The 18,191-nt window shown below is 61.7% G+C and carries 15 protein-coding genes; 8 read left to right on the top strand and 7 right to left on the bottom strand.

The features are described 5' to 3' along the window. Nucleotides 1–23 precede the first annotated feature (23 nt). From D109_RS0101110 to D109_RS0101120, 3 genes are read right to left on the bottom strand one after another with little or no spacing between them, the layout of a single operon-like run. Nucleotides 24–1,121, bottom strand: coding sequence for an acetoin dehydrogenase dihydrolipoyllysine-residue acetyltransferase subunit (locus tag D109_RS0101110; protein ID WP_017475252.1), 1,098 nt, complete (start codon nt 1,119–1,121; stop codon nt 24–26). After that, complete coding sequence (locus D109_RS0101115) at nt 1,118–2,137, bottom strand: alpha-ketoacid dehydrogenase subunit beta (protein ID WP_017475253.1); 1,020 nt, start codon at nt 2,135–2,137, stop codon at nt 1,118–1,120. The genes D109_RS0101110 and D109_RS0101115 overlap by 4 nt, the downstream gene beginning before the upstream one ends. Nucleotides 2,138–2,176: 39 nt before the next feature. Then, complete coding sequence (locus D109_RS0101120; RefSeq protein WP_017475254.1) at nt 2,177–3,154, bottom strand: thiamine pyrophosphate-dependent dehydrogenase E1 component subunit alpha; 978 nt, start codon at nt 3,152–3,154, stop codon at nt 2,177–2,179. Between the two features lie 310 nt (nt 3,155–3,464). Between D109_RS0101120 and D109_RS0101125 the strand changes: the two genes are divergently transcribed. Continuing rightward, nucleotides 3,465–5,330: a sigma-54-dependent Fis family transcriptional regulator gene (locus tag D109_RS0101125; RefSeq protein ID WP_017475255.1), complete on the top strand. Its 1,866-nt coding sequence runs from the start codon at nt 3,465–3,467 to the stop codon at nt 5,328–5,330. A gap of 187 nt (nt 5,331–5,517) precedes the next feature. Here the strand turns inward: D109_RS0101125 and D109_RS0101130 are convergent, their stop codons facing one another. Further along, on the bottom strand, nt 5,518–6,297 hold the full coding sequence (locus D109_RS0101130) for an acetoin reductase (RefSeq protein ID WP_017475256.1): 780 nt from the start codon (nt 6,295–6,297) through the stop codon (nt 5,518–5,520). 190 nt (nt 6,298–6,487) lie between these two features. Here D109_RS0101130 and D109_RS0101135 point away from each other — a divergent pair, with 190 nt between their 5' ends. After that, nucleotides 6,488–8,632 (top strand): TonB-dependent siderophore receptor, encoded by a 2,145-nt coding sequence (locus D109_RS0101135; RefSeq protein ID WP_017475257.1) that lies wholly within the window; start codon nt 6,488–6,490, stop codon nt 8,630–8,632. 211 nt (nt 8,633–8,843) lie between these two features. Here the strand turns inward: D109_RS0101135 and D109_RS0101140 are convergent, their stop codons facing one another. After that, nucleotides 8,844–9,809, bottom strand: a complete 966-nt coding sequence (locus tag D109_RS0101140; RefSeq protein WP_017475258.1) for a LysR family transcriptional regulator — start codon at nt 9,807–9,809, stop codon at nt 8,844–8,846. 216 nt (nt 9,810–10,025) lie between these two features. Between D109_RS0101140 and D109_RS0101145 the strand changes: the two genes are divergently transcribed. The 3 genes from D109_RS0101145 (at nt 10,026) to D109_RS0101155 (ending at nt 12,281) form a co-directional block, all read left to right on the top strand. Next, entirely contained in the window at nt 10,026–10,460 is a 435-nt protein-coding gene (locus tag D109_RS0101145; protein ID WP_017475259.1) for a RidA family protein, read from the top strand. A 17-nt stretch (nt 10,461–10,477) separates the two neighbouring features. Beyond that, on the top strand, nt 10,478–10,921 hold the full coding sequence (locus tag D109_RS0101150) for a type II 3-dehydroquinate dehydratase (RefSeq protein WP_026077701.1): 444 nt from the start codon (nt 10,478–10,480) through the stop codon (nt 10,919–10,921). Nucleotides 10,922–11,030: 109 nt separating this feature from the next. After that, a complete protein-coding gene (locus D109_RS0101155; RefSeq protein ID WP_017475261.1) occupies nt 11,031–12,281 on the top strand; it encodes an NAD(P)/FAD-dependent oxidoreductase in 1,251 nt (416 codons plus the stop codon). Between the two features lie 146 nt (nt 12,282–12,427). Here the strand turns inward: D109_RS0101155 and D109_RS1000000132440 are convergent, their stop codons facing one another. After that, on the bottom strand, nt 12,428–12,844 hold the full coding sequence (locus D109_RS1000000132440) for a VOC family protein (protein WP_081585302.1): 417 nt from the start codon (nt 12,842–12,844) through the stop codon (nt 12,428–12,430). 455 nt (nt 12,845–13,299) lie between these two features. On the opposite strand from D109_RS1000000132440, the gene D109_RS0101160 reads away from it, so the two are divergent. The 3 genes from D109_RS0101160 (at nt 13,300) to D109_RS0101170 (ending at nt 17,639) form a co-directional block, all read left to right on the top strand. After that, a complete protein-coding gene (locus D109_RS0101160; RefSeq protein ID WP_017475262.1) occupies nt 13,300–14,730 on the top strand; it encodes an MFS transporter in 1,431 nt (476 codons plus the stop codon). A gap of 237 nt (nt 14,731–14,967) precedes the next feature. After that, on the top strand, nt 14,968–16,077 hold the full coding sequence (locus D109_RS0101165) for an HlyD family secretion protein (RefSeq protein ID WP_017475263.1): 1,110 nt from the start codon (nt 14,968–14,970) through the stop codon (nt 16,075–16,077). Nucleotides 16,078–16,130: 53 nt separating this feature from the next. Further along, on the top strand, nt 16,131–17,639 hold the full coding sequence (locus tag D109_RS0101170; RefSeq protein WP_256219461.1) for a DHA2 family efflux MFS transporter permease subunit: 1,509 nt from the start codon (nt 16,131–16,133) through the stop codon (nt 17,637–17,639). A 7-nt stretch (nt 17,640–17,646) separates the two neighbouring features. Here the strand turns inward: D109_RS0101170 and D109_RS0101175 are convergent, their stop codons facing one another. After that, nucleotides 17,647–18,177 (bottom strand): hypothetical protein, encoded by a 531-nt coding sequence (locus D109_RS0101175; protein ID WP_017475265.1) that lies wholly within the window; start codon nt 18,175–18,177, stop codon nt 17,647–17,649. Nucleotides 18,178–18,191 lie beyond the last annotated feature (14 nt).

The following is an 18,191-nucleotide window of genomic DNA, read 5'->3' on the forward strand; positions in this document are numbered from 1 at the left end:
TCCCACGCTCTGCGTGGGAACGATCAGGTCCGAAGAAACGCCAGCATCAACTGATTCACCCGCTCCGCCGCCTCCATCTGCACCATATGCCCCTGCCCCGGCAGTATCTCCACCTGAGCCTCCAACCCTTGGACATGGCTCGCTGGAATGATTGCATCCTCGCTCCCCCAAATCACCAGGCTTGGCTGCTGCCCGACAACGTTGCGTAGATCCACCAGTTGCCGACCACCACTGAACAACGCCCCGGTGATCTGCCGCAACGCCTGATCCACGCCCTCCAGGCGCTTGAACTTGAGCATGTCTTCCAGCATCTGCCGGGTCACCAGCGACGGGTCACTGAACAATTGCACCAGTTGCGGCTTGAGTGCGTTGCGATTGCTCGCGTCGATAAAACCTTGCAAGTAATCACCGTTGATCTGCGTACCCAGTCCAGCGCTGGCGATCAGCGTCAATGACGCCACTCGCGCCGGCGCCAGTCGCGCAATATTCAGCGAAACCAGCCCGCCCATGGAATGCCCGGCCAGGTGTACCCGGTCAATATCCAGATGATCCAGCAGTGCCAATACCGCCTGGCTCAGCGCCTCAAGCTCGCCCGTTTGCAGGTACTTGCCCGACTCGCCATGCCCCGGCAAATCCAGCGCGATCACCCGCCGCTCAGCCGCGAGCACCGGGTGATTGAACAGCCAGTTATTCAGGTCGCCACCAAAGCCATGAACCAGCATCAGTGGGGTACCGCCCTCCCCCAGATCCAGATAGCGCAGCAGGCGCCCGCCCACTTCGACTTTTTGTGCCGATGGCCCGCTGGCTTCAGCCTCGGCAGCACTGGAAACGAACCCCGCCTGGAACGCCTCGATCACCCCATCGATCTCGGCCTCGCTGGCCTCGCCTTCCACCACGATTGCCAGCAACGCCCCCACCGGCAAGGTCTCATCGCTCTGGGCCAACACCCGCCGCAGCACCCCGCTGAACGGCGCCTCGACGCTGCTGGAGATCTTGTCGGTCTCGACATCCAGCACTTCTTCGCCCTTCTCCACCCGGTCGCCCGGCTGCTTGAGCCAGACATCGACCCGGCCCTCGGTCATCGACAGCCCCCACTTGGGCATGGTCAGTGTATGGATCATGCGGCATTCCTCTTGTCAGCGATCCTCAGCACCGCAGCTTCGATCTTCGCCGCGTTGGGGATGTACAGGTCTTCCAGGGCATCGGAGAACGGCACCGGCGTGTGAGGCGCGGTGACCATTTCGATCGGCGCCCGCAGGAAGCTGAACGCCCGTTGCGCCACGAGGGCGCTGATATCCGTGGCAATCGAGCAGCGTGGATTGGATTCGTCGATCACCACCAGGCGCCCGGTTTTCTCCACGCTTTCAAGGATGCTGTCTTCGTCCAGCGGGCTGGTGGTGCGCAGGTCCAGCACTTCGCAATCGATGCCTTGGCGCGCCAGGTTGGCCGCCGCTTCCAGGGCGATATGAACCATGCGCCCGTAGGTCACCAGGGTTACGTCATTGCCTTCACGCACGAAGTTCGCTTCGCCGAACGGCACCGTGTACAGCTCTTCCGGCACTTCGCCCTGGAGGCTGTAGAGCATTTTGTGTTCGAGGAAAATCACCGGGTCGTTGTCGCGGATCGCCTGGATCAGCATGCCCTTGGCGTCATAGGGCGTGGCCGGGCACACCACCTTGAGCCCGGGAATATGCGTCCACATCGAGGTGAGCATCTGCGAATGCTGGGCCGCCGCACGCAGGCCGGCGCCGTACATGGCACGCACCACCAGCGGTGTGGTGGTCTTGCCGCCGAACATGTAGCGAAACTTCGCCGCCTGGTTGAGCAACTGGTCGAGGCAGCAGCCGATAAAGTCGACGAACATCAATTCGCACACCGGGCGCATGCCTCGGGTGGCGGCGCCGACGGCCATGCCTACATAGCCGACCTCGGAGAGCGGCGCGTCGAGCACGCGGTCGGGGAATTCCGGATACAGGCCCTTGGTGACGCCGAGCACGCCACCCCACGCGTCCTGTTCACCGGGCGAACCGGTACCGCCGGACACGTCCTGGCCGATGATGAACACGCTCTGGTCGCGGCGCATTTCCTGGGCCAGGGCTTCGTTGATTGCCTGCTGATAGCTGATTTTTCTAGCCATGATGACTTCTCCACGGATTGTTTTTGTAGTGGGTGGCAGTTAGCGGTACGCGACGTAGACATCGCTGAGCAGGTCGGCGGCCTGGGGTTTGGGGTCGGATTTGGCCAGGTGTACGGCGTCCTCGATCAGTTGTGCGACTTCGGTGTCGATGCGTTCGAACTGCGCCGCGTCGAGCCAGCCTTCAGTGGTGCAACGCTGGCGAAACAGGCTCAGGCAGTCGCCGGTTTCCCGCAGGTGCTTCACTTCATCCGGGCCGCGATAGGTTTGTGCATCGCCTTCGAAATGCCCATAGAAACGGCTCAGTTTGACCTCCACCAGCGTCGGCCCTTTGCCGCTGCGGGCACGCTCTACCGCAACGCCGAGGGCGGCGTGTACGGCAAAAAAGTCGTTGCCGTCGACAATCACCCCCGGCATGCCAAAGCCCACGGCGCGCTCGGCAATGTCCTTGCAGGCCACCGACCAGCCGGACCCGGTGGCTTCGGCATAACCGTTGTTCTCCGCCACGAACAGACACGGCAGGTTCATGATCGACGCCAGGTTCATGGCTTCAAACACCGCGCCCTCGTTGGAGCCGCCGTCACCAAAAAACGCCACGGCCACACCCGCGCTGCCCTTGAGCTTGGCCGCCAGGGCCGCACCGGCTGCCAGCGGCGCACCGGCCCCCACAATGCCGTTGGCGCCGAGCATGCCCTTCTCCTGGTCGGCAATGTGCATCGAGCCGCCCTTGCCGCCGCACACCCCGGTTTTCTTGCCGTAGATCTCGGCCATCATGCCGAACACATCCACGCCCTTGGCGATGCAATGGCCGTGGCCACGGTGGTTGGAGGCGATGCAATCTTCATCGTTGAGGTGGGCCATGACCCCGGCGGCACTGGCTTCCTGGCCGGCATACAAATGCACGAAACCGGGGATCTCGCCGGTGGCGAATTCCACATGCAGGCGTTCTTCAAAATCACGGATGGTGCGCATCACGGTGTAGGCATGGAGCAATTGATCGGTGGACAGGTGAGTGGACATCTTGTTGTTCTCCAGGTTGTCTCGACACACAAAAGGCTGGATCAGGCCAGCTGCATGGCACTCAGCACGGCCTGTGCCAATCCGTTGGAAAACCCGGGAAAGCCTTGACCCAGAGCAGTTGCCTGGAAGCGCGGACGTGCCACTGTGGGCCGCTCAATGAGACGCGCCGTTGCAACCTGCCCGCAGCGTCTCGGGCGGGATGAGACGCTGCGTCTCACCTCGGGCAGTTGGTCAGGCCGCCCTTGTCCCGCCCGGCCCATGGGCGCTTAATGGCGGGCATAACAACAAGGATCGAGAACCGGAGGCTTCAATGCTCGCCGTGAACTCCAAGGACCATGTCGACTGCGTCAGCCGCGTGGTCCGCAATGCCGACCGCCTGCCCCAGGCGCAGGTGCCGTCGCTGATTTTTGACTCCTGGCGCCGCTCCATGGAGCAGCACCACCTCGACCCCGGTTCCCTGCAAGGGCCGCGCATCCTCACCAGCACCCTGCTCAAGGAATGCCGCGAACGCGCCGAACTGTTCATGCGCATCGCCAGTGAGGAAGTCGGGCAGATTCACAACCGGGTGCGCCACGCCGATTACTGCGTGATGCTCACCGACGCCCAGGGCCAGACCATCGACCACCGCGTGGACGCCGGCATACGTAACGACTGTCGCAAGGCCGGCCTGTACCTCGGCACCTGCTGGTCGGAAGCCGAGGAAGGCACCTGCGGCGTGGCCACGGTGCTGACTAGCAAGGCCGCGGTCACCGTGCACAAGCGCGACCACTTTCGCGCGGCGTTTATCGGCCTGACGTGCTCTGCCGCACCGATCTTCGATCCCCAGGGCAACCTGCTGGGCGTGATGGATGCCTCTGCCCTCAAGTCACCGGATGATCGGCGCAGCCAGCACCTGGTGCGGCAGATGGTGGCGCAGAGTGCACGGGCCATCGAGAACGCGTTTTTCATGCACAGCGCCCGGCAGCATTGGGTGTTGCAGGCCCACAGCACGCCGGGTTACGTCGACAGCCAGCCGGACATGCTGCTGGCGTGGGATCAGGACGGGCGACTGCAAGCCTTGAACAGCAAGGCGCGGCAGGCCCTGAGGGTGCGCTTCGGGCAGTTGCCGGAGCATATCGGCGAAGTGTTTGACCTGGACGCGTTGCGCGCCGTAACCGATCAATCGACACAGCAACTGCACTGGCTCGGCGAACCGGGGGCGTTGCAGGTGCGGGTCAGCGCGCCACGGCGTAAAGCGGCGCGTGCGGTAGCTTCCTTGGCCAATCAGACAGACCCGCGTGTGGAAGAGCATTTGCGCCTGGCTGTGCGGGTCAAGGACCGCAACCTGCCGGTGCTGGTCCAGGGCGAAACCGGCGCCGGCAAGGAAGTGTTCGCCCGCCAGTTGCATGAGCGCAGTGCCCGCCGCGATGGCCCCTTCGTGGCAGTGAACTGCGCGGCGATCCCGGAAAACCTGATTGAGAGCGAACTGTTCGGCTACGTGGCCGGCGCCTTTACCGGTGCGTCCAGCAAGGGCATGACCGGGCTGCTGTTGCAGGCCGATGGCGGCACGTTGTTTCTCGACGAGATCGGCGACATGCCGCTGGCGTTGCAGACGCGATTGCTGCGGGTGATGGCCGAAGGTGAAGTGGCGCCGCTGGGCGGGGCGAAAACCCGGGCGGTGGATATCCAGGTGATCTGCGCCAGCCATCGGGATTTGGCGGCGCTGGTGAGTGCCGGAAGCTTTCGCGAGGATTTGTATTTCCGGTTGGGCTGTGCGCGGTTCTGTGTGCCGCCATTGCGCGAGCGGACGGACAAACTGGCATTGATCAATCGGCTGCTGGAGCAGGAGGCGCGGCACAACGGTGTAGCCGTGGGAATCGCAGCGGCGGCGCTGGAGTTGCTGCTGGGCTATGCCTGGCCGGGGAATGTGCGGCAACTGCGGCATGTGTTGGCGTATGCGTGTGCGGTGTGCGATGGCGGGACGATTCAATTGGCGGATTTGCCGGTGGAAGTTCGCGGTGACGCGGTTGCGGTGGAAACATCGGAAAGCGTCAGCCCAGAGCGGCAGTTGGTGCTGGACGCACTGATTCGGCATCGGTGGAAGCCGCTGGCGGCGGCGCAGGCGCTGGGGATTTCCAGGGCGACCTTGTATCGACGGGTTAACCAGCTGGGTATCGACATGCCCGGAAAACACTGATGAGAGGCGGACGCGGAGCGTCCAGGCGGCATTCCCACGCAGAGCGTGGGAACGATCAAACGCGGTAAAAAATGTGGGAGCGGGCTTGCTCGCGAATGCAGAGTGTCAGGCACCTGATAAGTGACTGGTACACCGCATTCGCGAGCAAGCCCGCTCCCACATTTTTTGACCGAGTGATTCTGCCGGCTCAGCGGTACAGAATCCCACCATCAATCAACGGTGATTGCCCGGTCATGTAATCCGAATCCGGCCCCGCCAGGTACGACACCAGCCCCGCCACATCCTCCGGCGTCTCGGCCCGGCCCAACGCAATCCCGTCCACATACTTCTTGTACGTCGCCCCTACCTCGGCGCCGGTAATCTCGGCCATGCGTTTGTCGATCTCGACCCACATATCCGTACCCACCACGCCCGGGCAGTAGGCGTTCACGGTAATTCCGTCACTGGCCAACTCCCTCGCGGCGGCCTGGGTCAGCGCGCGCACCGCAAACTTGGTGGCCGAGTACACCCCGAGCAATGCAAAGCCTTCATGGCCGGCAATCGAGCAGGCATTGATGATCTTGCCCTTCTGCTTCAGCGCCTTGAATTTCTTGCCTGCGGCCTGGATGCCCCAGAGTGTGCCCTGCACGTTGATCCGCAGCGTACGGTCGACCTGTTCCGGGGTTACGTCCAGCAGTGCGTCGATCTGCGCGACGCCGGCGTTGTTGATGATGATGTCGAAACCGCCCAAGGTCTGGTGGGCATGTTCGACTGCCGCGACCACTTGCTCCAGCTTCGAGACATCGGCGACAAACACCGAGGCCTTACGCCCCAGTGCAACGACCTCGGCCGCCACCGCTTCAATCTTCGCGCTGTTGATGTCCACCAACGCAATGTCGGCGCCGTCCCGCGCCAGGCGCAGGGCGATGGCCCGGCCGATGCCTTGCCCGGCGCCGGTCACCAGCGCAACTTTTCCAGCGATACTCATGACGATCTCCTTCCACGGTGAGAGAAGCCTTGTCTATCGCAGTTGCCAGGGGCCGCTGTCGAGCAGCGGCAGGATTGATCTATGGGCTGAGACGGGGCGTCTCAAAGCGAACCCTTCTCACAAACTTGTAAAACGCCGCCGTTATGCCTAGCTTATGCGCCCTCCGCTCTGCGCTCTCAGGCCTTCCTCCATGGTTTTGCGTCTTCGCCCCGCTGTTCCTTCACATTTCGCCCTCGGCCTGTTGCTCAGCGCAGGCATCGGTAGCAGCCAGGCGGCTGACATTGAGCTGTCGGAGGTGAAGGTCCAGGGCCCGGATGAATCCGGCTATAACAGCGACACCGCTTCGGTGGGCGGTTTCAATGAGACACCGTTGCTCGACACGCCGGCCTCGATCGCGGTGTTCAACGAGTCGCTGATCAAGGATCAACAGGCGCGCTTGCTCAGCGAAGTGCTACGCAATGACGCCTCGGTGGGGGACAGCTATGCGCCCATCGGCTACTACGAAAACTTCGTGGTGCGCGGCTTCTCGCTGAATGCCGCCAGCAGTTACAAGATCAATGGCCGCACCATCACCGGCGAGCAGAACGTTGCCCTGGAGAACAAGCAGCGCGTGGAGTTGCTCAAGGGCTTGTCGGGCCTGCAAAGCGGGATCTCCGAGCCCAGCGGCGTGATCAATTACGTGACCAAGCGCCCGGAGGATGTGCGCTCGGTGACGGTGTCCACCGATGATCGCGGCAGCGGTTACCTGGCCACCGACGTGGGCGGCTGGTTTGGCAGCGAGCAGCAGTTCGGCCTGCGCGCCAACGTGGCCCATGAAGACCTCAAGTCTTATGTCGAACATGCCAATGGCCACCGGGATTTCCTGTCCCTGGCATTCGACTGGAACATCAGCTCCGACGCGGTATTGCAGCTGGATGCCGAGTATCAGAACAAGCAGCAGCGCTCGGTGCCGGGTTATCAATTACTGGGCGGGACCGAGGTGCCGCACAACGCATCACCGAAAAAACTGCTGGGGCATCAGAGCGGTGCGAATCAGGTAGGGATCGATTCGCTGAACCTCAATGGCAAGTTTGAATATCGCTTCAGTGACCAGTGGAAAGGCAGCGTCAGCGCGGCGCGCAGCAAGGTGGTGATTGATGATTACAGTTCGTTCGCGTGGGGTGGCGACACTGCCGGCAACGGTAATTACTTCAGCCCGGCAGGCGACTATGGCATCTACGACTTCCGCAGCCCGGATGACACCCGCCGCGATGATGAGATTCAGGCAGCGATGACGGGGTTGTTTGATACCGGCGGGCTCGCGCATGAGCTGACGTTTGGTACGAGCGCGTTTCGCCGAGTCGTGGACAATCGTGTACCGATCAATCAATGGATCGGCACGGGCAACATCAGCCAGGAGCCGGAAAACTTCCCGCGATACGACGGCGAACTCAACCCCAGCCACCGTCGCCTGGACAGCCGCCAGTACGGCCTGTTCCTGACTGACACCCTCCGTTTCAATGAACAATGGCAGACCGTGCTGGGTGGCCGTGAGGTACGTCTCGACGAGCGCGCCTACGATATCAACGGTGATGAATCACGCCATACTCAGCAATACGTGTTCCTGCCCCAGGCAGCACTGATCTACAAGCCGATTGAAAACCTGTCGCTCTATACCAGCTACAGCAAGGGTTTGTCCCTGGGCGGCACGGCACCGTGGTACGCCCTCAACAACCTCGACACCCTCGCCCCAACCGTCTCCCGCCAGATCGAAGCCGGCGTGAAATACGACTGGCGCCGCATCAGCTTCGCCGCCGCGATCTTCCAGACTCGCCAGGCCTATCAATACGCCAAACCCGACGACGCAGGTACGTTCACCTACGTACAACAAGGCCAACAGAAAAACACCGGCCTGGAGCTCTCCGCCAACGGCTGGGCCACCGAGCGCTTGCAGATCGCCGCCAGCGTCGCGGCCATCCGTGCACGGGTAACGGGCAGCGGCACGCCGGAATACGAAGGCCATCAGGCGATCAACGTGCCGAAACTGCGCGCCAGTGTGTATGCCGACTACGCCCTGCCCTGGGTCGATGGCCTGGCGTTGCTCGGCGGCGTGCAATACAGCGCCAACAAGTACGCCAATCGCACCGGTGATGTGGAAGTGGGCGACTACGCCATCGTCAACGTGGGCAGCCGCTACACCACCAAGCTCGATGGCTATGAAACGGTGTTTCGCCTGAGCGTCGACAACCTGTTCGACAAGCGTTACTGGCGGGATGCCGGCGAGTACATGGGCGATGACTACCTGTTCCAGGGCGCGCCGTTGACCGCACGCTTGAGTGCAACGGTCAATTTCTAGAAGAACAAAGGTAGGAGCCGTCGAGCTTTAGCGAGGCCGCGATGGCGATGGATCAGCCTCATTGATCGTTCCCGCGCTCTGCGTGGGAATGCATCCCGTGACGCTCCGCGTCACCACTACGCAAGACCTGAACCTTGCATCGCCAGCTGGACGCAGAGCGTCCGAGGAGGCATTCCCACGCAGAGCGTGGGAACGATCATCAAGCCAGTTCCTACAGGACTGTGCGCACCGCATGGGCATCAAAAAAGCTCGGGGCCGCCATGCCCGGGATGTACTGGTCTGAAACGAACATGCGGCAACGCTCGGCAAACGCCGACACCACACGGGACAATTGGGTATTGCTCGCCGTGGCATAGCCCAGCTGCATGGGCCGGTGCGGCCCGGACAAGCGCAAGCGGATCAGGCGCTTGCCGTCCTGGGAAAGATTGGCTTTGGGCCGGGCATTTGCGAAGGAATAGCCGATGCCATTGGCAACCATCGAGCGCACAGTCTCAAGGTTGCTGGAGCGCATGATGATGTTCGGCGTGGTGCCGGCCTGCATAAAGAAGCTGAGGAAATATTCCCGACTCCAGGGCGTGTCCAGCAGCACCACCGGGTAATCCTCAAGGTCGAGCATGCTCACCGCCGACAGGCTCGCCAACGGGTGGTACTCGCCCACCATCACATACGGCGGCAATTGCGCCAGTGGCTGGAAGTCAATGTCGTCACTGGTAACCAGGTCGTAGGTCAGGGCGATATCAATCTCGGCACAGCGCAGTTTTTCCAGCATTTCCTCGTGGTTGCCCTCCACTTGCGTGAGGCGTACCCCCGGAAACGCGCGGCCAAACCCAAACACCAGCTCGGGGGTGATCATCGGTGCCAGCCACTCCAGGCACCCCACCCGCAGCGGGCCGCGCACGGTGTTCAGCGACTCGGAAGCGATGGTGTAGAGGTTGGTCATCTGCTCCAGGATCAGCTTGGCCTCCTGCATCACCTGGCGCCCCACCGCCGTGAGGGAAATACCCTGGGCGTGGTGCCGCACAAACAGCTGGATGCCCAGCTCGGCCTCCATATGGGTGATCGCCGCCGAGATCGACGGCGACGACACATGAATGCGTTCAGACGCGGCACTGATGCTGCCTGCCTCACCGGAAGCCACGAAATATTCCAGTTGGCGCTGGGTAATACGACTGAGCATCACGCCTCCACTTCATCAATAAGCTGACGCCAAGCTGGCGCCGACGGCCTTGACCACACTGTTGCATGGTTCATGCCGGGTGCTGTTTTGGCCTTGCTCTGACGCATGGTTACGGCGCTTCGGTTTTGCCTAAGCATTACCTCGCGTAAATGCTGGTTTCGCGCGAGCGGGGCCAATGTGAAGCTGGATTTATTCCGCCCCCGTGAGTTGCCAGCAATGCCCACCCATACCCGAATTCGCATGTTCAACACCAAGCAGACTTACCCTAACCAGGCGCTGGACAATGACTTGTGTCAGGCGGTGCGCGCCGGCAACACCATTTATGTACGCGGCCAGATCGGCACCGATTTCGAGGGCAACCTGGTCGGCCTCGGCGACCCGCGCGCGCAGGCCGAGCAGGCGATGAAAAACGTCAAGCAGCTGCTTGAAGAGGCCGGTTCCGACCTGTCGCACATCGTGAAGACCACCACCTACCTGATCGACCCGCGCTACCGCGAGCCGGTGTACCAGGAGGTCGGCAAATGGCTCAAAGGCGTATTCCCGATCTCCACCGGCCTGGTGATTTCGGGCCTGGGCCAGCCGGAGTGGTTGATGGAGATCGATGTGATTGCGGTGGTGCCGGATGACTGGAACCCAAGCCAGCAACCATGAGCCACCTGGAGTTTCCCATGCCCCGCACTGTGTATTTCCTCAACGGCCCCAACGCCAACCTGTACGGGCTGGACAAGAACGGCACCTACGGCAGCGAAAGCTTCGCCAGCATCGAAGCGCGCTGCCAGCGCCACGCTATCGAACTGGGCCTGACCCTGGATTTTCGCCAGAGCAACCATGAAGGGGTGCTGGTGGACTGGATTCAGGAGGCCCGGCTCAACGCCGACGCGGTGATCATCAACGCCGCCGGCCTGACCTACAGCTCGGTGCCGATCCTCGATGCACTGCTGGCGTTCGACGGCCCGATCATCGAAACGCACATGAGCAACGTCTGGAAGCGCGAGGATTTCCGTCATCACTCCTATGTATCCAAGGCCGCCACCGGCGTGATCGCAGGCCTCGGCGCGCTGGGTTACCGCCTGGCCCTGACGGCGGTGGCCGAGCTGCTGCAGGCCGATTGAAGGGCTTTGGTTTTGCCTAACCTCTACGTTCAAAAAGCATAATTTCCGGTTGGCTGGCGCTTGATCACACTGGCACCTGTCGATGGTCGCTTATCTTTAGGAAGCTCACATGTCAGTTGAAAAGATCAACACCCTGGTGGTGGGCGCAGGCCAGGCGGGGGTCGCCATGAGCGAGCATCTGTCACTCATGGGCGTGCCGCACATCGTGCTGGAGCGCAACCGCATCGCCGAGCGCTGGCGCTCGGAACGCTGGGACTCGCTGGTCGCCAACGGCCCGGCCTGGCACGACCGTTTTCCCGGCATGAAATTCGAAGGCATTTCCCCCGAGAGCTTCCCGCCGAAAGAGCGCATGGCGGCCTACTTTGAAGAGTACGTGAACATGCTGAAGGCGCCGGTGCGCACCGGGGTTGAAGTCCTGCAAGTGGAACGTCACACCGGTCGGCCCGGGTTCAAGGTGACCACCTCGGCGGGTGTGATCGAGGCCGCCAACGTGGTGGCGGCGACAGGCCCGTTTCAACGTCCGTCCATTCCGAATCTGGTGCCCGCACACGCCACGGTTCAACAGCTGCACTCCTCTGCCTACAAGAATCCCGGCCAGTTGGCCGAGGGTGCTGTGTTGGTGGTGGGCGCTGGTGCATCGGGTTCACAAATTGCCGAGGAACTGCAAAAGGCCGGCAAGACCGTGTACCTCTCGGTGGGCGAACACTATCGCCCTCCTCGCTCGTATCGTGGCCGGGATTACTGCTGGTGGCTGGGCGCATTGGGTTTGTGGGACGAGGTCAAAATCCAGCCGAAGAAGCAGCATGTGGCGTTTGCCGTCAGTGGCTATGAAGGCGGCAAGACCGTCGACTTCCGCCGCCTGGCGCACATGGGCATTACGCTGGTGGGCGTTACCCGATCGTGGAATGAAGGCGTGATGGAGTTTGAGCCCGGTCTGGCAGCTAACGTAGCTGAAGGTGATCGCGCTTATTTTGATGTGCTGCGGGACGCCGACGCTTATATCGAGCAGAACGGGCTGCCGTTTGCGCCGGAGCCTGAGGCGTGGCAATTGTTGGCTGATCCGGAGTGCCTGGTGAATCCGGTCCTGAGCCTGGACTTGGCTGAGGCCGGTGTGACCACGATTCTGTGGGCCACCGGTTTCAGCTTCGATTTCAGTTGGCTGAAGGTGAATGCGTTTGACGAGAAAGGTGAGCCTTTCCATAAACGCGGGATTTCGGCGGAGAGCGGGATTTACTTCTTGGGTTTGCCGAACCTCGTGAACCGCGCGTCTTCGTTCATCTATGGGGTTTGGCACGATGCGAAGTACGTGGCGGATCATATCGTCTTGCAGAATGAGTACATGGCCTATAGCAAGCCGTGAGGCGCCTTGCTCCATCCGCCGGCTTGTACTTCCAGATATAGGTTTCCGAGTTTGCTCACAGGTGGAGGTCGATCTACCTCTGCCTTCAGGCGAAAGGCGAAGACTTTTACCTGAAGATGAACAAGGCAACGTCGGCAACGCGCTTCTCAAAGTGAGAGGCGAGGATAACCTGGCACCGGATCATGGCAGCACACGCAAAGCTTGTTGCCATCCACGTCCCGAAAATACGCCCCGTAATAGTCGGGGTGATAGTGAGGCCTTAATCCAGGCTCTCCCTCACACATCCCGCCGAGCGCCAACGCTGTCGCATGGCTTCTATCGACCGCTTCCCGACTGGGCGCAAGTAACGCCACCATCTGCCCATTCCCGGATGCATTGGGGTTGCCATCAAACGGCGCGCCGATGACGAAGATTGGCCGAGGTGCAGTTTTGGAAACCCAGCCAGCCCACGGTTTGTCCGCATCACAGAATTTCAACGTGAGGCCCAATTCAGCCATCAGCTTCGAATAGAAAGCGAAGGCTCGATCAAAATCACCTGTACCTAAAAACACATGGGAAATCATGCTGGCTACCCTGGGGCGATGAATGCCCATGAGTCTGGCGCGAAATGATTGCAGGCGAAAGCCTGATGACCTCACCCAGCAGATGTACGGCCCCCCCTCCCCTCATACGCCCTTAAAAACTCAAATCCCAACAATCCGCAGGGTGCCGCCCGGCATTTCGCCAACCCATAATGAACCTACAACAATAAAGAGGCTCACCCCGGGGCGCGTAAGCCATGTACAAAGACCATATCGTGATGGAAACCAAGTTCAGCCGGAAATTGACGGTGTGACGTGCTGTCAGCCTTGGGACACGCTTCGGCTCCAATAGCAACTCACCCCTAAGAAGGCGCTTCTTGCAAAACAATCCACCTCGCCCCAATATAACAAGCAATAACTTGGTTAATTAACACGAACCATGACGCCCATGCCATTCGCCGGCGCCTACACCGCGAACGCATTACAAGGAATCGTTGATGCAAACCCAAGACAGCAGTTGGGGCGAGTTGCTCCGGGGCAAAAACGCCACCCGCTCTATCGCGCTTTCAGGTGGCATTGCGCTGTATGCCACCAACACCTACATCGCCACCACCATCCTGCCGTCGGTGGTCGCAGAAATCGGCGGCCTTGAGCTCTATGCCTGGAGTACCACCTTGTATGTGGTGGCCTCGATCCTCGGCTCGGCCCTCACCTCCAAGTTGTTGCAACGTACCGGTCCACGGCAAGCGTATGCGTTAGCCACGCTGGTGTTCATGGTGGGTGTGCTGATCTGCGCATTGGCGCCGAGCATGCCGGTGATGCTGGCGGGGCGCTTTATCCAGGGCCTGGGCGGCGGGGTTTTGTTGGCGCTGTGTTACTCGATGATCCAGCTGGTGTTCGAAGAACGTCTGTGGCCTCGGGCAATGGCCTTGGTATCGGGCATGTGGGGAGTGGCCACGCTCGTCGGGCCAGCGGTGGGTGGCGTGTTTGCGCAAATGGACGCCTGGCGTTTCGCCTTCGGCTCGATGGTACCGGTGAGCCTGGCGTACATGGTGCTCACCAGCCGTGCGCTGCCGCCACGCGATACCGCAGCGACGGCCACGGCTCGTTTGCCGGTGCCGCAGTTGGTGCTGTTGGCTGGCGCGGTGTTGGCGGTGTGTGCGGGCAGCGTCTCGTCACAGCCGAGCTGGAACCTGCTGGGCATCGCGACCTGTGCGCTGCTGGTCTGGTTATTGATCCGCAAGGAGTCCAACGCCACGGTGCGCCTTCTGCCACGGGATGCGCTGAAGTTCAGCACCCCGCTCTGCGCGCTGTATGCGACTACGTGTTTGTTGGTAATCGGCATGAGCAGCGAGATTTTCATGCCGTATTTTCTGCAGCACCTGCATGGCCAGTCACCATTGGTCGCCGGCTACATGGCGGCGTTGATGGCGGCCGGTTGGACCGTCTCGGAAATCCTCAGCTCTGGCTGGACCGGCCGTGGCCCAAACCGCGCCATCCTCGCAGGGCCGCTGTTTATCGTGGCCGGACTGGTGATGCTGGCAATCACTACACCAATCGCCGGTCACGGTGACTGGACGCTGCTGGCCCCTATCTGCCTCGGGCTGTTCCTGGTGGGTTTCGGCATAGGCCTGGGCTGGCCGCATCTGCTGACGCGCATCCTGCAAGTGGCCTCGGAGCAAGACAAGGACACGGCCGCGTCCTCGATCACCACCCTGCAACTGTTCGCCATGGCCATGGGCGCAGCATTGGCCGGGGTGATCTCGAACATGGCGGGCATCAATGACGTGGCGGGCGATGCCGGCGTCGCCAATGCGGCACGCTGGTTGTTCGCCGTGTTTACCCTGGCACCGATGTTGGCGTTGGTCATGGCGCTGCGGGCAACACGGACGAAGGCCAGCGTCGGGGAAGAATTGACGGTGGCTTGAGACTGAAATCCGTTGCTGCTGCGCCAATAAACACCCTCTTCTGAAAAAGCCCTGAACCTCAGGGCTTTTTTAATTCCTCGATCAATACCCCGCTCACGCCCTTGCGTTGATGGGGCAATAATTTCCATCTGGTGACTTTCATTATGAAACCCACCATGACATATTACGCGTGTAATATTCAGTAACAAGCCAACGGGCGTTCGTTTCGCCACTCAAACTCAACGAGGTCATTTCGCCATGGACGCTCAAGTCAGCGCTGTGCCCGAACCCACGAAAACTTCCCGGCGCAAGCAGGCCCTGCGCCTGGTGCTGCTGACCCTGGCCGTGGTGGGCGGCGTCTGGTACGCCAGCCACTGGTGGCTGGTCAGCCGGTTTATCGAAGACACCGATGACGCCTACGTGGGTGCAGACGTAACGGTAATCAGCGCCAAAGTGCCGGGCTATATCAGCGAAGTGGCCGTGCAGGACAACCAGTTCGTGCGCGCCGGTGACGTGCTGGCCCGCATCGATGTCCGCGACTACCGCACCGCCCTGGCCAAAGCCGACGGCGCCGTGGCGGCGCAACAGGCGACGCTCGCCAACCTGGACGCCACCGAACAACTGCAACTGGCGGTGATCAACCAGGCCAAGGCGCAGATCGACGCCACCGATGCCGAAGCGCAGCGGGCCAGCGACGATCAGACCCGCTACCAGAACCTGGTGCGCAGCCAGGCCGTGTCGGTGGAAAGCGCGCAACGGGTCAGCGCCGTGTGGAAGACCGCCCGCGCCGACCATTCCCGGGCACAGGCCGGGCTGCTGGCGGCCAACCGGCAAATCGACGTGATTGAAACCCAGCGCGGCCAGGCCCGCGCCGCGCTGCAACAGGCCCAGGCCGAACGTGACCAGGCACAGTTGAACATCAGCTACACCGAGCTGCGTGCCCCGGTGGACGGCTATGTGGGCAACCGCCGCGCCCGGGTCGGTGCCTACGCCGCGGCGGGCAGCCAACTAATCTCGGTGGTGCCGGCGAAGGGATTGTGGGTGGACGCCAACTTCAAGGAAGACCAACTGGGCCGCCTGCAAATTGGGCAAAGCGTGAGCATCCGCGCCGACATCCTCCCGGGCCGTGAATTCCACGGCCACATCGAGAGCCTGGCCCCTGCCACCGGGGCGCAATTCAGTGTGTTGCCGCCGGAAAACGCCACCGGCAACTTCACCAAGATCGTGCAGCGTGTGCCGGTGCGCGTGCGGCTCGACAGCAACGACGCCGACTTCGGCGCCCTGCGCCCAGGCCTGTCGGTGATGGCGAAGGTCAACACCGGTGAGGCATTCGAAGACCAGCCCAGCGCCCTCAAGGCCCAGCTGTGAACAGCCCGCTGCCCGCCCTCAGCACCGCACAAAAGGTCGCGGCCTTCGCCACCATGTGCGTGGGCATGTTTATCGCCTTGATCGATATCCAGATCGTGTCCGCCTCCCTCAAGGACATCGGCGGCGGCCTGTCTGCCGGGGCGGACGATACGGCGTGGGTGCAGACCGCCTACCTGATCGCGGAAATCATCGTGATCCCCATGTCGGGCTGGCTCTCCAGGGTGATGAGCACGCGCTGGCTGTTCGCGGCGTCGGCGGCAGGTTTTACCTTGACCAGCCTGCTGTGCGCGATGGCCTGGAACATCCAGAGCATGATCGCGTTTCGCGCCTTGCAGGGGTTTCTGGGGGGCTCGATGATCCCGCTGGTGTTCACCACCGCGTTCATGTACTTCAACGGCAAGCAACGGGTGATCGCGGCGTCCACCATCGGCGCCATCGCATCCCTTGCGCCCACATTGGGCCCGGCCGTGGGCGGCTGGATCACCGACATTTCTTCCTGGCACTGGCTGTTCTACATCAACTTGGTGCCTGGCCTGTTCGTGACCTTTGCCGTGCCGATGCTGGTCAAGGTCGACCGCCCCAACCCGTCATTGCTCAAGGGCGCCGACTATATCGGTATGGCGTTGATGGCGGTGTTTCTCGGCTGCCTGGAATACACCCTGGAAGAAGGCCCGCGCTGGAACTGGTTCAGCGACAGCATCATCTCCACCACCGCCTGGATCGCCGCCGTCAGCGGCGGGTTGTTTATCTGGCGCTGCCTGGAAATCAAGGAGCCGATCGTCGACCTGCGCGCGCTTCGGGATAGAAACTTCGCCCTGGGCTGTCTGTTTTCGTTCATCACCGGCATCGGCATTTTCGCCACCATCTACCTCACGCCGCTGTTTCTCGGGCGAGTGCGCGGGTATGGCTCGCTGGATATCGGCCTGGCGGTGTTTTCCACGGGGGTGTTCCAGCTGCTGGCGATCCCGGTGTACGCGGTGCTGGCCAACCGCTTCGACCTGCGCTGGATTTTGATGTTCGGGTTGTCATTGTTTGCCCTGTCGATGTGGGACTTCTCCCCCATCACCCACGACTGGGGCGCCAAGGAGCTGCTGCTGCCCCAAGCCATACGCGGGTTTGCCCAGCAAATGGCGGTGCCGCCCGTGGTCACCCTGACCCTCGGCGCACTGGCCCCCGACCGACTGAAACTCGCCTCGGGTTTGTTCAACCTGATGCGCAACCTCGGCGGCGCCATCGGTATCGCCGCCTGCGCCACGGTGCTCAACGACCGCACCAACCTGCACTTCCTGCGCCTGGCCGAGCACCTGAACATCCAGAACGAGTCGATGAATGTGTGGCTTGACCAGCTTTCGGGGAATGCCCAGTTGCTTGGGCAAAACAGCCTGGACGCGAGCCAGTTTGCGCTGCATCAGCTGTGGGCGCTGACCTGGCGTGAGGCGCAGACGCTGACCTATGCGGATGCGTTCCTGATGATCATGGTGTGCTTCATCGTCGCCGTGTTGCTGGTGCCGTTGATGCGCAAGGTGCAGCCGCCGAAGCAGCCGACGGCGGATGCGCATTGAGTCGCCGTCAGACAGTGAGGTACTGGATCACCTCGCCCATCGCTTCAATATCGGGAGCATCGCTCACTGCTGCTTCCGAGTTGCACCATGGGTAACTCAGACCTGACACCCACTTCATGACGCTCCCCAAATCCGCAGCGGGCAGCGTCTTCATATGCTCGATGGTGATGGTGAGCTTTTCAACAAGCCCTGATTCGGCGCTGAACTGCCATTCATACACCCCACACCCCACCCGAACTTCTCCGGAATTTTTATCGGACATCCCTACCAGCCATTTGCACTGATAGGTGCCGGCCCCCTCTTCAGGCGGCTGCCCCACGCAAAACGTATAGACGTTTTCAAAGGTCTGCCCGAATCGCCGCACCAGCACGTCGCCGATGCCGGCAACCCCTTCAACGTGGGGCGGGAACGAGATGGAACCGGTGCGCACCACCATGTCCAGGGTCGCCTCCGGAACAAACGCCCGGCTGAGCAAATGTGGACAGTTGCCGTCCTTCGCAAGTATGTAGTGCTGAATCGCAAGTTGAGCAGTGTTCATGGTTTTTCCGTCGA

Source organism: Pseudomonas sp. PAMC 26793 (assembly GCF_000313235.1).
Taxonomy (GTDB): domain Bacteria; phylum Pseudomonadota; class Gammaproteobacteria; order Pseudomonadales; family Pseudomonadaceae; genus Aquipseudomonas; species Aquipseudomonas yamanorum.